The 13,993-nt window shown below is 60.8% G+C and carries 11 protein-coding genes; 5 read left to right on the top strand and 6 right to left on the bottom strand.

Features of this window, described 5'->3' with window-relative positions; all coding sequences use genetic code 11:
* The first annotated feature begins 290 nt into the window (after positions 1-290).
* From ACQZ40_RS13515 to ACQZ40_RS13495, 5 genes are read left to right on the top strand one after another with little or no spacing between them, the layout of a single operon-like run.
* The gene (locus tag ACQZ40_RS13515) at positions 291-1,544 is read left to right on the top strand and encodes a sarcosine oxidase subunit beta family protein (RefSeq protein WP_059756984.1); all 1,254 of its coding nucleotides are present in this window, start codon (positions 291-293) and stop codon (positions 1,542-1,544) included.
* Entirely contained in the window at positions 1,544-1,954 is a 411-nt protein-coding gene (locus ACQZ40_RS13510) for a hypothetical protein (RefSeq protein WP_443408394.1), read from the top strand. The genes ACQZ40_RS13515 and ACQZ40_RS13510 overlap by 1 nt, the downstream gene beginning before the upstream one ends.
* An 11-nt stretch (positions 1,955-1,965) precedes the next feature.
* Entirely contained in the window at positions 1,966-2,280 is a 315-nt protein-coding gene (locus ACQZ40_RS13505) for a sarcosine oxidase subunit delta (protein ID WP_003508553.1), read from the top strand.
* A complete protein-coding gene (locus ACQZ40_RS13500) occupies positions 2,277-5,237 on the top strand; it encodes a sarcosine oxidase subunit alpha (protein ID WP_448748143.1) in 2,961 nt (986 codons plus the stop codon). The genes ACQZ40_RS13505 and ACQZ40_RS13500 overlap by 4 nt, the downstream gene beginning before the upstream one ends.
* The gene (locus tag ACQZ40_RS13495; RefSeq protein WP_448748142.1) at positions 5,230-5,784 is read left to right on the top strand and encodes a sarcosine oxidase subunit gamma; all 555 of its coding nucleotides are present in this window, start codon (positions 5,230-5,232) and stop codon (positions 5,782-5,784) included. Before ACQZ40_RS13500 ends, ACQZ40_RS13495 begins: the two co-directional genes overlap by 8 nt.
* Here ACQZ40_RS13495 and ACQZ40_RS13490 read toward each other — a convergent pair.
* From ACQZ40_RS13490 to glgC, 6 genes are all read right to left on the bottom strand, one after another.
* Complete coding sequence (locus ACQZ40_RS13490) at positions 5,781-6,824, bottom strand: DUF2332 domain-containing protein (RefSeq protein ID WP_448748141.1); 1,044 nt, start codon at positions 6,822-6,824, stop codon at positions 5,781-5,783. The genes ACQZ40_RS13495 and ACQZ40_RS13490 overlap by 4 nt on opposite strands.
* 23 nt (positions 6,825-6,847) lie before the next feature.
* Positions 6,848-7,336 carry a MaoC family dehydratase gene (locus tag ACQZ40_RS13485; protein WP_174058417.1) on the bottom strand — a complete coding sequence of 163 codons (489 nt, stop codon included), beginning with the start codon at positions 7,334-7,336 and terminating at the stop codon, positions 6,848-6,850.
* 54 nt (positions 7,337-7,390) lie between these two features.
* Positions 7,391-9,346 carry a glycogen debranching protein GlgX gene (gene glgX, locus ACQZ40_RS13480; protein ID WP_448748140.1) on the bottom strand — a complete coding sequence of 652 codons (1,956 nt, stop codon included), beginning with the start codon at positions 9,344-9,346 and terminating at the stop codon, positions 7,391-7,393.
* Positions 9,347-9,641: 295 nt separating this feature from the next.
* Positions 9,642-11,270 carry an alpha-D-glucose phosphate-specific phosphoglucomutase gene (locus ACQZ40_RS13475; protein ID WP_448748139.1) on the bottom strand — a complete coding sequence of 543 codons (1,629 nt, stop codon included), beginning with the start codon at positions 11,268-11,270 and terminating at the stop codon, positions 9,642-9,644.
* 4 nt (positions 11,271-11,274) lie between these two features.
* Complete coding sequence (glgA, locus tag ACQZ40_RS13470; RefSeq protein WP_448748138.1) at positions 11,275-12,717, bottom strand: glycogen synthase GlgA; 1,443 nt, start codon at positions 12,715-12,717, stop codon at positions 11,275-11,277.
* Positions 12,718-12,722: 5 nt separating this feature from the next.
* Complete coding sequence (gene glgC, locus ACQZ40_RS13465; RefSeq protein WP_003522150.1) at positions 12,723-13,985, bottom strand: glucose-1-phosphate adenylyltransferase; 1,263 nt, start codon at positions 13,983-13,985, stop codon at positions 12,723-12,725.
* Positions 13,986-13,993 lie beyond the last annotated feature (8 nt).

Here is a 13,993-nt window from a genome sequence, read left to right as displayed (position 1 = left end):
AATTTGCTATGTGAATAAGGCATTCGCACGCAAATAAAAAATCGTTCGTTCGGCTGTCGAGCCGGGCGATTGGTGACGTGCAATAACAGATCATTTGAGCCAAGTCCAGCCGGTAGCGCATAATCACCCAGCAAAATGCGGCTTGCCCGGAATTCTGCCTGCGATGTCGAAACAAAATCATTGCGGCGTCGCAAAATGGATATTGCCTCCCATCCCGATTTGCCATGTGTATGATAAGGGCCGGAGCCATGTTTCCGGCCTCTGGCCGGTTCTTGAGGAGCAGATTGCGAATGCGCAAATATTCCGTTTTTGCCGTGGCGCGTGAGGCGCTCAGGGGTCATAAGGGGTGGGATGCGCAATGGGCCTCGCCCGAGCCGCGCAAGGATTACGATGTCATCATCATCGGCGGCGGCGGCCACGGGCTGGGGGCTGCCTATTATCTTGCCAAGGAACACGGCATTACCAATGTTGCAGTTCTGGAAAAAGGCTGGCTTGGCGGCGGCAATACCGGCCGCAACACCACCATCATCCGCTCCAACTATCTCTATGAAGAGAGCATGGATATTTACGAGCATTCCCTGAAACTGTGGGAAGGCCTGAGCCAGGATCTCAATTACAACGTCATGTATTCGGCGCGCGGCGTGATGATGCTGTCGCACAATATTCATGACCGGCAGTCCTTCAGCCGCCATATCAATGCCAACCGTCTTTACGGCATCGACAATGAGTGGCTGACGCCGGAGCAGGCGAAAGCCTATTGCCCGCCACTCGATATATCAGGCAATGCGCGTTATCCGATCAACGGCGCTGCCCTCCAGCGCCGCGGCGGTACGGCGCGCCACGATGCGGTGGCCTGGGGTTATGCCCGCGCGGCCTCCGACCGCGGCGTGCACATCATTCAGAACTGCGAGGTTACGGGCATTCGCCGCGGGCCGGACGGGGCGGTGACGGGTGTGGAAACCAATCGCGGTTTCATCGGCGCGAAGAAGATCGGCGTTTCCGCCGCCGGTCATTCCTCCGTCATCATGAAAATGGCGGATGTGCGCGTTCCGCTGCATTCCAACCCGCTGCAGGCGCTGGTTTCGGAACCGCTGAAGCCGATTTTCCCCTGCGTGGTGATGTCCAACACGGTCCACGCCTATATTTCGCAATCCGACAAGGGCGAGCTGGTCATCGGCGCGGGCACCGATCAATATAACTCCTATTCCCAGACCGGCGGCCTGCAGATCATCACCCACACGCTCGACGCGATCTGCGAGCTGTTCCCGATCTTCCGCCGCGTCAAGATGATGCGCCAATGGGGCGGCATTACCGACAACACACCCGACCGCTCGGCTATCCAGAGCGTGACGCCGGTGCAGAACCTCTTCGTCAATTGCGGCTGGGGTACGGGCGGCTTCAAGGCGACGCCGGGTTCGGCCAATCTTTTCGCGCATCTCATCGCGCGGGGCGAACCGCATCGTCTGGCGGCGGGGCTGACGCTCGACCGGTTCCGCACCGGCCGTCTTATCGATGAGGCTGCCGCTGCCGCGGTGGCGCATTGATGCTGGCGGCGGCCATGCTTGCGATCAACATATCAGGCGCGGCCGTGCCCGTGCCCGTCGGCAGCGTCATTCCCGAGGCCAGGGATTTTCGCAGCCAGAAGATTGCGAAGATGCAGGGTGAGAAAGACTGGCCCTTCATGGCGGAAAAAGGCCTGCTTCTCTGTGCTCCAAGTCTCGCGAACAAGATGGTTTATTTTGTCGGTGAGAAGGAGGATGGAGGGCAGGATTACCCCTTCGCGATCGATACCGACATGATGGCGGTTGCCATCGTCAATATGGGCCGGGCCTCGGCGCTACGCCCTTTCGATAATTTCGAGCAGCTTTTAAAGCGGCTTTCCCCTTTCGTAGCCATGGGAAAGCGGCTGTGTGACCAACCCGCCGGAACAGCGCTTCCGGAAAATTCTCTCTAGGTGGAGCGACGATGCTTCTGATCCATTGCCCCTATTGCGGGGAAGACCGTTCCGAACTGGAATTCCGCTGGGCGGGCGAAGCCCATATCGCCCGGCCGGAAAACATCGCCGATATTTCCGACGAGGCCTTCGCCGAATATTTCTTCATTCGCGACAATGACAAGGGCCTCGTTTTCGAGCGCTGGCGTCACATTCACGGCTGCGGCCGCTTCTTCAACGCCGCCCGCGATTCGGTCAGCGACAAATTCCTGATGACCTACAAGGCGGGTGAGCCGAAACCCGATACTGAGACGGTCCTTTCCGCAGAAAAGGGAGCCGGGCAATGAGCGGCGATTATCGTATCAAGGGGGCCGGTCGTCTCACCCCGGCCAGAACCGCGCGCTTCACCTTCGATGGCAAGATTTATCAGGCGCTGGAGGGGGACACGGTCGCCTCCGCGCTTCTGGCCAATGGCGTGCATCTGATCGGCCGCTCGTTCAAATATCACCGGCCGCGCGGCTTCCTTTCCGCCGGGCCGGAAGAGCCGAATGCGCTGATCGACGTTTCCCGCGACAGTCTGCGCAAGCAGCCCAATGTGCGCGCCACGGTGCAGGAAGTGTTCGACGGCGCGATCATCGCCTCGCAGAACCGCTTTCCGTCGCTGTCCTTCGATCTGAGCGCCATCAACGATCTCCTGTCGCCGATGTTCGCGGCCGGTTTTTATTATAAGACCTTCATGTGGCCGAAGGCCGCCTGGCACAGGATTTACGAACCGCTGATCCGCCGCGCCGCCGGTCTTGGCAAGGCGCCGAGCGAGCCGGATGCGGATCATTATTCCGGTCGTTATGCCCATTGCGACGTGCTGGTGGCCGGTGCCGGCGTCGCTGGTCTGACGGCGGCGCTTGCTGCCGCGAAAACCGGCGCAAGCGTCATTCTGGTCGATGAAAATGCCGAAGTCGGCGGCGCGCTGCGTTTCGACACTGGCACGGTCATCGACGCTCTGCCCGGTTACGAATGGGCGCAGAAGGTTTTTGCCGAACTGAAGTCCCTGCCCAATGTGCGGGTTCTCACCCGCACCACCGCTTTTGGTTATTACAACCACAATTTCGTGGCGCTGGCCGAGCGGGTGACCGATCACCTCGCCACGCCCGCCAGACACCAGCCGCGCGAGCGGCTGTGGCAGGTACGCGCCAAAAAGGTCGTGCTGGCGGCGGGTGCGATCGAACGTCACATGGTCTTTGCCAATAATGACCGCCCCGGCATCATGCTGGCCTCGGCCGCACGCACCTATCTCAACCATTACGGCGTCGCTGTGGGTCAAAATGTCGGGGTCTACACCGCCCATGATTCGGCCTATGAGACGGCCTTCGATCTGAAGAAGGCCGGGGTGAAAATCGCCGCCATCGTCGATTGCCGCGAGAACCCGGATCAGCGCCTGCTGGATGAGGCGCGCGCGCTCGGCATCGAAGTGCTGGCGGGCCATAGCGTTTACAATACCGCCGGCCGCCTGCGTGTGTCTTCCATGACAGTTGGCCGCAATGGCGGTTCCAACAAGCGCAAAATCGCCATCGATGCGCTTGTGGTTTCGGCCGGCTGGACGCCATCGGTGCATCTCTTCTCGCAATCGCGCGGCAAGCTGAAGTTTGACGCGGCTAACCAGCGTTTCCTGCCAGATATCCATGTGCAGAACGGTGTTTCCATCGGCGCCTGCAACGGCACGGACGATCTTTCCGCGTTGATCGCCGAGGCTGCGGCTGCCGGTGGCGGCGGCGTGGAGTTTTCCGGTGAGAATGCAAGGATTTGGACCGGTGGCATGATCGGTGCGGCCGAAGGCGCGGGTGAGGGAACCGGCGTCAAGGCCTTCATCGATTTCCAGCACGATGTCTGCGCCAAGGATATCCGCCTTGCCGTGCGCGAAGGCATGCATTCCGTTGAGCATATCAAGCGCTTCACCACCAATGGCATGGCGTCCGATCAGGGCAAGATGTCCAATATGCACGGCCTTGCCATCGCATCGGAGGCGCTTGGCCGGGATTTGCCCAAGGTCGGTCTCACCACCTTCCGTCAGCCCTATACGCCGGTCACCTTCGGCACGCTCATCAATCATTCGCGCGGCGCGCTGTTCGACCCGGCCCGCAAGACGCCGATGCACGAGGAAGAGCTGGCTGCAGGTGCGGTGTTCGAGGATGTCGGCAACTGGAAGCGCGCCTGGTTCTTCCCGCGGGCGGGTGAAGACATGCATGAGGCGATCAACCGCGAATGCAAGACGGTTCGGACAAGCGTCGGCGTGTTCGATGCCTCCACACTCGGCAAGATCGAAGTGGTCGGCCCGGATGCGGCGAAGTTCCTGAACCTCATCTACACCAACGCCTGGGACACGCTGAAACCCGGCCGCTGCCGTTACGGCATCATGACCCGCGAAGACGGTTTCGTTTACGACGACGGCGTCGTCGGGCGTCTTGCCGAAGACCGTTTCCATGTGACGACGACCACGGGCGGCGCGCCGCGCGTTCTCCAGCATATGGAAGATTATCTCCAGACCGAATTCCCCGATCTCAATGTCTGGCTCACCTCGGCCACCGAACAATGGGCCGTGATTGCCGTGCAGGGGCCAAAGGCGCGCGAGGTTATCGCTCCCTTCGTCGAGGGCATCGATCTCTCGCCGGAGGCCTTCCCGCATATGGCGGTGGCCGAAGGCACCTTCTGCGGTGTGCCGACACGGCTCTTCCGCGTGTCCTTTACCGGTGAACTGGGTTTCGAAATCAACGTTCCGGCCGATTACGGCGCGGCCGTCTGGTCGGCGATCCGCGAAAGGGCGGAAGCCGTCGGCGGCTGCCTTTATGGCACCGAGACCATGCACATTCTGCGTGCGGAAAAGGGCTATATCATCGTCGGGCAGGATACGGACGGCACGGTGACGCCTGACGATGCCGGGCTTGCCTGGGCCGTTTCCAAGAAGAAGACGGATTTCGTCGGCATTCGCGGTCTGAAACGCACCGATCTCACGCGCTCCGGCCGCAAACAGCTTGTCGGCCTGAAGACGAAAGACCGGCTGACCGTTCCGGACGAGGGCGGCCAGATCGTTGTCGATCCGAACCAGCCGAAACCCATGACCATGCTCGGCCATGTCACCTCCGCCTACTGGTCGGAAAATCTCGGCCATTCCATCGCTTTTGCGCTGGTGGCGGATGGCAGGGCGCGCATGGGCGAAACGCTCTATATTCCGCTCGCCGATAAAACCATTGCCGTCGAAGTGACCGACATGGTCTTCCTCGACAAGGAAGGAGCCCGTCTCAATGGCTGACAAACTGCACGCAAAACGCAAATCCGTGCTCGAGGATTTTCACGGCGGCTCTCCCTTTGTTTCGCTGAAACCCGCTGCTTCCGCCTCGCGGCTCTCGCTGCGCGCCCGGGAAAGCGCCCTGCCGGCACTTTCGCAAGCGCTCGGTCTTGCCCTGCCGGCCCGCCCGAAAAGCTCCGTCACCTCGGGCCTGCGGTCCGCTTTGTGGCTCGGCCCGGATGAATGGCTGGTGATCGATCAGGGCGAGAGCGACCTGATGGCGGCTCTCGCCGGCGTTTCCGGCCTGTTTTCTGCAACTGATGTTTCCCACCGCAATACGGCCGTCATCGTCTCCGGTGCCGGTGCGGAAGCGGCACTCAATGCCGGCTGCCCGCAGGATCTTTCTCTCGCAAAGTTCCCGGTCGGCGCGTGCTCGCGCACCGTTTTCGGCAAGGCGGAAGTGGTGCTGCTGCGCACGGCGGACGATACGTTCCGGGTGGAATGCTGGCGTTCCTTTGCGGAATATGTCGGCGGGCTGTTGCAGGAGGCGGCTGAGGACGTGGCGGTTTAACCGGCCATCCAGCCCCGCCATTCCACCCATCGCCCATGGAAATCGGCTCGGCCGATTTCCTGTTTCTCGCCCGTCGGCCAGATCTGCAGGGTAATGGCGGCACCGCCCGGCGTCGCATCCGCCTCCATTTGCAGCCGGGCAAGCGGGGCATCCGGCGTGGCGCGGGTTCCAGCTTTGGCAATCACAGCCTCGCCTTCCTGTTTCAGGCCATCGGGCAGATATTGCCAGGCGACTGAGTGATAGACGACGTGGACAGCACCCGCATATTGCCTGGCAAGGCGGCGTTTAAGCCAGTCGACCGCGTCCGCCTTCTCGACATGCAGACCATGTTCCACGGCTATCCGCAGGGCGGCGGCGGTTCGCTCCAGCCTGTCTGTCTGGTCGGCCCAAACATAGGACATCAGCCGCAGGCGATCTTCGGCGGATGATGGGTCGAGCGGGTTGAGATCGCAGCCGGCGCGCTCGATAACCTCGATCCGCTCATGGGCGGGCGTGTCGCCGCGCCATTCCGGTGACAGGAAAACATCGGATTGCTCACCCCAGGCGAGATCGCCGAGGCGATATCGGTAACGGTCGAATTGCAGGTTGAGGCCCGCGCTGGCTCCGACTTCGGAAAGCACCAGCGGCTTGCCGGTCAGTGCCGCAATCGAAAGAAAGCCCGGCAGCAGAACGGCGGAACGGCGAACCTCGTTGGTTTGCGGCGGCGATTTCAATCTTTCGAGGATGAAGGCGGAATGAAAACGCAGGGCGCTGGCGCAGGCCTGCCAGAGCGCTTCTTCGTCTTCCGGCGGGATATCGGCAAGCGGCGCGATCTTTTCCTCGATGGCGAGCGCATGCAGGGCGCCCGCCAGCCGCAGGGGAGCGGAATCGCCCGAGGGGCCGACATCGCCGGGCCAGGACAAGATCCGCTCGCCCACCTCGGTATGGCGGTCGAGTCTTCCTGCCATGGCGCGGCAGAGCCGTGCGGTAAAGGGCGAGCCGAGGCTGTCGCAGGCTCTTGCCTGCACGAGAAACGCATTCTTTACGGCTTCGTCATGCATGCGGTCTCTCCCTTGCGGCAGTTTCAGGCGTCTTCCGGCCTGTCCTCCGGGTTGAACTGGCTGATGGTGGTCCAGCGGGCGGTAAGTGCCGGCTTTTTCTCGTTTTCGATTTCCACCGTCACGTCATAGGTCGTCATCAACATGGCCGCGCCGCGAAAACGCGCCTCCGTCAGCGTGAAGCGGCCGCGCACCCGCGCACCGCTTTTGACCGGCGTAACGAAACGAACCGCATCGAAGCCGTAATTGATGCCCATGGTCTGTTCGCGGATGCGGGGCAGGGCATCGTAATTCAGCGCCGAAAGCAGAGACAGCGTCAGGAATCCATGCGCGATGGTGCCGCCAAAGGGGCTTTCCGCTTTGGCGCGTTCCGGGTCGGTGTGGATGAACTGTTCATCCAGCGTCGCCTTTCCGAAAGCGTCAATCATCGTCTGGTCGACGGTGATCCAGTCGGAGACGCCCATTTCAGTGCCGACCAGATTTTTCATCTCCGCCAGCGCAATTTCTTTTGTCATGTTACCTCGTCCGCATTGTTTCCAGGGACTTATACGGCTGGCGACGCGAAGGGATCAACTGCGCAGATAAAACACCACGGAACGGGTGGGCAGGAAGGCGGGATTGCCGAAATCCGTGCCGATCGCATGCCAGCCATCGCCGGGCAGCGTGAAAGGAACGATCTCGCGACCGCGATTGATGAGAACCGCAAGCTCGACCTCGACGCCCGTTTCGCGGTCCGACGTTGAAAGCACCATGGCGAAGGCGGGTCCATTCGGGCTTTCCCAGTCCGCAATCGTCATGGGCTCCCCGCCCGGGGCAAGCCATGTCACATCGCCGCTGCCGGAAAAGAAGCCGGTCTCGGAAAAGACGCCGAAGCGTTTGCGAAGCACTGCGAGAAATGCCGTGTGATCGATCAGTTCGGGCACAAGCGAAGACCAGTCGACCCAGGTGATGTCATTGTCCTGACAATAGGCGTTGTTGTTGCCATGCTGGCTGCGGCCGCCCTCATCGCCGGCGGTCAGCATCAAGACGCCGCGGCTGACGAACAGGGTGGAAAGCAGCGCCTTCACATCCGCAATGCGGGCGGCGACAATGGCAGGATCATCCGTCAGGCCTTCGAAGCCATTGTTCCAGGAGTGGTTTTCATTGTGGCCGTCGCGATTGTTCTCGCCGTTTTTCTCATTGTGCTTGTGTTCGTGGCTGACGAGGTCGAACAGGGTGAAGCCGTCATGGGCGGCGAGAAAGTTGACGCTGCGGCTGTTCGCTCGGCCATGGCGGGAAAAGATCGGCGAAGACCCGGAAAGCGCATCGGCCAGCGCCCCGGTGGTGCCGACGTCGCCGCGCCAGAAGCGGCGCATATCGTCGCGGGCGCGGTCGTTCCACTCCAGAAAGCTCTCGGGGAAATTGCCGAGCTGATATCCGCCAGGGCCGATATCCCATGGTTCGGCGATCAGCAGGCGGTCGTAAAGTGCCGGGTCCGAATGCATGGCCGCGAGCGTTTCGCTTGCCATGTCGAAGCCATTGGCCGTTCGCCCGAGCACGGGCGCGAGGTCGAAACGGAAGCCGTCCACCCCGGCATTCAGAACGAAATGCCTGAGGGAATCGACGATGAGCTGGCGAATATAGGGATGATCGCAGGCAACCGTATTGCCGGTGCCGGTATCGTTGGCCAGCACGCCCGGCTTTCCCGGCGGGTGGCGGAAGGCGGTGAGGTTATCGAGCCCGCGCAACGACAGGATCGAACCTTCGATATCGCTTTCGCCCGTATGGTTGAAGACCAGATCGAGAATGACGCCGATGCCCTCCGCATGCAGCGCCGCAACCGTATCCCGCAATTCCCGCACGCCGCCGGGGCAGAGGCGCGGATCGAGCGCCATGAAGCCGACGGGATTATAACCCCAGGCATTGGAAAGGCCGAGCGGCGGCAGGTGGCGCTCGTCGATCCATGCGGTGATCGGCATCAACTCCACCGCATCGACGCCGATTTTTTTCAGGTGCGCGACAATGGCGGGATGGGCAAGTGCGGCAACGGTGCCCCTGATCTCTTCCGGCACTTCAGGATGCAGCTGGGTGAAGGATTTGACGGCGAGTTCGTAAATCAGCCCGCCTTCGGCAAAAAACGGCGGTTGACGCCGGACCGGCTCATATTGCGAAAGGATCGCCTTCGGCATGATCCCGCCGGTATCCGCACCAAAGGCGTAAAGCGCGGGATCGTGCCGGAAGGGGCGGTCGATCTCCGTGGCATAGGGGTCGAGCAGCAGCTTTGCAGGATCGAACCAGAGGCCGTGTTCGGGGGCGTAAATGCCGTGAGCGCGAAAGCCGTATCGCGTGCCGGGGCCGGCATCGGAGACGGTCAACCGGTGAACGTCATCTTCACCACGCGCCATCGGCAAACGCGCCGTTTCTTTCTCGCCGTTAGCATCGAAAAGGCAGAGATCGACCTGCGAGGCGTGCCGGGAATAGACCGTGAATTCCGTTCCGTTTTCCGTCTGGATTGCGCCTTTGGGGAAAACGGAAGGTGTCTGCATGGTCTGTCTCTCCGGGGGATAGTTGTTTCTTCTTCGTAAGGGTAGAAGGTGGCCGTTAATGGAAGGCGGGTATGCGTCCGCCTGTGATCGATGGCGAACCCAAAACCTCTCCTCCGTCATGCTCGGCCTGTCCCGAGCATCTGCTACGCATTGATTGGACGATGCGTTGGCAGATCCTCGGCACAAGGCCGAGGATGACGTCGAGTTTGGAGAGAGGTCTGCTACTTCTCAGACGTCCTTGTGGCCGCCTCCCGTCTTTTCGATTCTGCGCCTCTCCAGCAACTGAACAAAACCCTCAGGTAATAACGCTCGGCTCGCTACGGCCGGTATGGGCCTTGATGCCGGCGATCGTATCGGCAACGGAAATCAGGTCGGCAAGCGCCTCCTGCGTTTCGATGCCGTGACGGGCTGCATCCGGCTCGTAACGCTCGACATAAAGGCGAAGTGTGGCGCCCGCAGTACCCGTGCCGGAAAGGCGCAGCACGATGCGCGAACCGCCTTCGAAGAGGATGCGGATGCCCTGATTTTTGCTGATCGACTGATCGACCGGATCGTGATAGGCAAAATCATCCGCCTCCGCGACCTTCAGATTGCCGTAGCTGGTGCCGGGAAGCGTGGCGAGTTTTTCGCGCAGGGTTGCGACCAGCGTGTTGGCGGCGTCCGAATCCACTTCCTCATAGTCATGGCGGGAATAATAGTTGCGGCCATATTCGGCCCAGTGCTTTGTGACGATGTCCTTCACGCTTTCCTTGCGCGCGGCGACAATGTTCAGCCAGTAGAGCACGGCCCACAGGCCGTCCTTTTCGCGCACATGGTTGGAACCCGTGCCGAAGCTTTCTTCGCCACAGATCGTCACCTTGCCGGCATCCATGAGATTGCCGAAAAATTTCCAGCCGGTCGGCGTTTCATACATGCCAAGGCCAAGCTTTTCGGCCACACGGTCCGCTGCCGCACTCGTCGGCATCGAACGGGCGATGCCGGAAATGCCGCCGGCATAACCCGGGGCCAGTTTGGCATTGGCCGCGATGATGGCGAGGCTATCGGACGGGGTGACGAACATGCTCTTGCCGACCACCATGTTGCGGTCGCCATCGCCATCGGAGGCCGCGCCGAAATCGGGGCCTTCCGGGCTCATGACGTCGTCATAAAGCTCCTTGGCGTGGACAAGGTTGGGATCGGGGTGGTGGCCGCCGAAATCCGGCAGCGGCGTTGCATTGCGGACCGAGCCCTTCGGCGCGCCGAGGCGCTTTTCGATGATCTCCACGGCATAGGGACCGGTAACGGCGCTCATGGAATCGACCACGACCCTGAAACCGCCGGCAATCAGCGCGCGGATGGCGGCGAAATCGAACAGTTCTTCCATCAAAGCGGCGTAATCGGCAACCGGGTCGATCACCTCGACCGTCAGTTCGTCCACCTTGAAGCTGCCCACCTTGTCGAGATCGATATCGGCGGCGTCGGAGATTTTATAGCTGTCGATGACCTTCGAGCGGGCATAGATCGCATCGGTGATCTTTTCCGGTGCGGGACCGCCATTGCCGATATTGTATTTGATGCCGAAATCTTCGTTCGGGCCGCCGGGATTGTGGCTGGCGGAAAGCACGATGCCGCCAAACGCCTTGTATTTGCGGATGACGTTGGAGGCGGCAGGTGTGGAGAGAATGCCGCCCTGACCGACCAGAACCTTGCCGAAGCCGGCAGCGGCGGCCATCTTGATCGCCTTCTGGATGACTTCGCGGTTGTAATAACGGCCATCGCCGCCGATCACCAGCGTCTGGCCCTGAAAGCCCTCAAGCGCGTCGAAGATCGACTGGATGAAATTCTCGGCGTAATTTTCCTGTGCGAAGACTGGCACCTTCTTGCGCAGGCCGGATGTGCCCGGCTTCTGGTCCTGATAGGGCTTCGTCTGAACGGTCTTGATCATTGTTTCAATGGCCTTTCGAAATAAGCTGGCTGTAAAGCGCGGCGTAAAGACCGGCGCTCTTTTCCCAGGAAACATCGGATTTCATTCCGAGTTTCTGCATTTGTGTCCATAGTTTCGGGTCGTGGTAATAACGGACGGTCCGGCGGATCGCCTGTTTCAGACCATCGAGCGTAACGGGTGAAAACTGCACGCCGGTCGCCGATTTATTGGCGATGGCGGCGTGGTTGGCGTCGATCACCGTGTCGGCAAGGCCGCCGGTGCGGGCGACGACCGGAATGCAGCCATAGCGTAGCGCATAAAGCTGGGTGAGGCCGCAGGGTTCGAAACGCGAGGGAATGATGATCGCATCGCAGCCCGCCTGCATCAGATGCGACAGCGGCTCGTTGTAACCGACAGCAACGCCGACGCGGCCATGGTGGCGGGATGCCGCCGCCAGAAGCGCGCCTTCCAGCGCCACTTCGCCGGTGCCCAGCACCACCAGACGGCCGCCGAGGGAAACGATCTCGTCCACGGCTTCCGCCATGAGGTCGATGCCCTTCTGCCAGGTGAGGCGGGAGATGATGCAGAAAAGCGGGCTGTCATCATCGTCGATGCGGAAATGTTCGGCGACAGCCTTCTTGTTCAGCGCGCGGTTCTTGAGATTGGTGGCCGAATAATTGTCGTGGATCAGATGGTCCGTCGCCGGGTTCCAGACATCGGCATCGATGCCGTTGACGATGCCGTGCAACACATGGGCGCGGCTGCCGATGACGCCGTGCAGGCCCATGCCGAATTGCGGGGTGAGGATTTCCTCGGCATAGGAGGGGCTGACGGTGCTGAGCGCCGTTGCCGTCTGCAGGCCGCCCTTCAGGAAGCTCACATCGTTGTAATATTCGATGCCTTCCATGCCGAAGGCATGGGCGGGCAATGCAAGCTTGCTGAAAATATTCGCACCGAACTGGCCCTGAAAAGCGATGTTGTGGATGGTGAGAAGGCTCGGAATCTCCGGCGTTTCGGCATAACGCATATAGACCGGCGCCATGGCGGCCTGCCAGTCATGGGCATGCACCATATCCGGCCGCCAGCCGGGAAGCGCGCCGGCGGCAATGCGGGCCGCAGCCAGCGAAAGCGCCGCGAAACGCTTCCAGTTGTCAGGGTAATCCTTGCCGGTCTGGTCGAGATAAGGGCCGCCGGAGCGCTCGTAATAGGCCGGCGCATCGAGAATGAGGAGGTTAAGCCCCTCATGCCGCACTTCGAGCACATCGGCGTTTTCGCCGAGCAGATCGGTAAATTCGAAACATTTGACGGGGTCCGTCACGGCGGCTTTCACCGCCGGATATCCGGGTATCAATGTGCGCGTCGTGACACCATGGGCTTCCAGCGCGATGGGGAGCGCGCCGGCAACGTCGGCGAGCCCTCCGGTCTTGATCAGGGGATAGATTTCGGATGAAACCGAAAGGACATTCATGGGCTCTACAGGTCCAGCTTGTCGATCATCGATTGGGTGATAAGGCAAATGCCGTTTTCGGTGCGGCGGAAACGTTTGGCATCCAGTTCTGGGTCTTCTCCTACAATCAGTCCTTCCGGAATGACCACGCCATGGTCGATGACGACATTGCTGAGCTGGGCGTGACGCCCGATCTTCACACTCGGCAGTACTACGGCATTCTCAAGGCGGGAGTATGAATTTGCGCGCACCCCGGTAAACAGCAGGCTGCGCTGCAGGGAGGCGCCGGAAATGATGCAATCGCCGGAGACGACCGAAGACACGGCCGAGCCGCGGCGATTCTCGTCATCGTGCACGAATTTCGCCGGCGGGGTGATTTCCGCATAGGTCCAGATCGGCCAGGACTTGTCGTAGATATCGAGGTCCGGCACCACATCCGTCAGGTCGATATTGGCCTGCCAATAGGCGTCGATGGTGCCGACATCGCGCCAGTAAGGGCCATGCTCGAAATCCGAACGAACGCAACTATCGGCGAAGCGATGGGCGACGGCTTTGCCGTGTTCGACGATATAGGGAATGATGTCCTTGCCGAAGTCGCGGCTGGAAGTCGGGTCGGCGGCGTCGCGGCGCAGGGCTTCCATCAGGAATTTCGTGTGGAAGACATAGATGCCCATGGAGGCGAGCGCGAAGCCTTCATTGCCCGGAATGCCCGGCGGATCGGCCGGTTTTTCAATGAAATCGATGATTTCGTCTTTTTCATTCACATGCATCACGCCGAAGCCGGTCGCTTCCATGCGCGGCACTTCAAGGCATCCGATCGTCACGTCGGCGCCGGAATCGACATGCTGCTGCAGCATGTATTCATAGTCCATTTTGTAAATATGGTCGCCGGCGAGGATGACCATATATTCCGGCGCATAGGGCTCGATGATGTCGATGTTCTGGTAGACGGCGTCGGCCGTGCCTTCATACCATTGCGTTTCGGAAACGCGCTGGGAGGCCGGCAGAATATCGAAGCTTTCGTTACGCTCGGGACGGAAGAAATCCCAGCCACGCTGCAGGTGGCGGATGAGCGAGTGCGCCTTGTATTGCGTGGCGACGCCGATGCGGCGAATGCCGGAATTGAGCGCGTTGGAGAGCGCAAAATCAATGATGCGCGCCTTGCCGCCGAAATAGACGGCGGGTTTTGCCCGGCGGTCCGTCAATTCCTTCAGGCGGCTTCCTCTGCCGCCTGCGAGGACATAGGCCATTGCATCGCGTGCCAAAGGCTGAACTCTTTTTTCCGACATGGTGTCCT

The sequence above is a fragment of the Agrobacterium sp. 16-172Ci genome (assembly GCF_053522725.1).
This window is presented reverse-complemented; position numbering and strand designations above follow the sequence as displayed.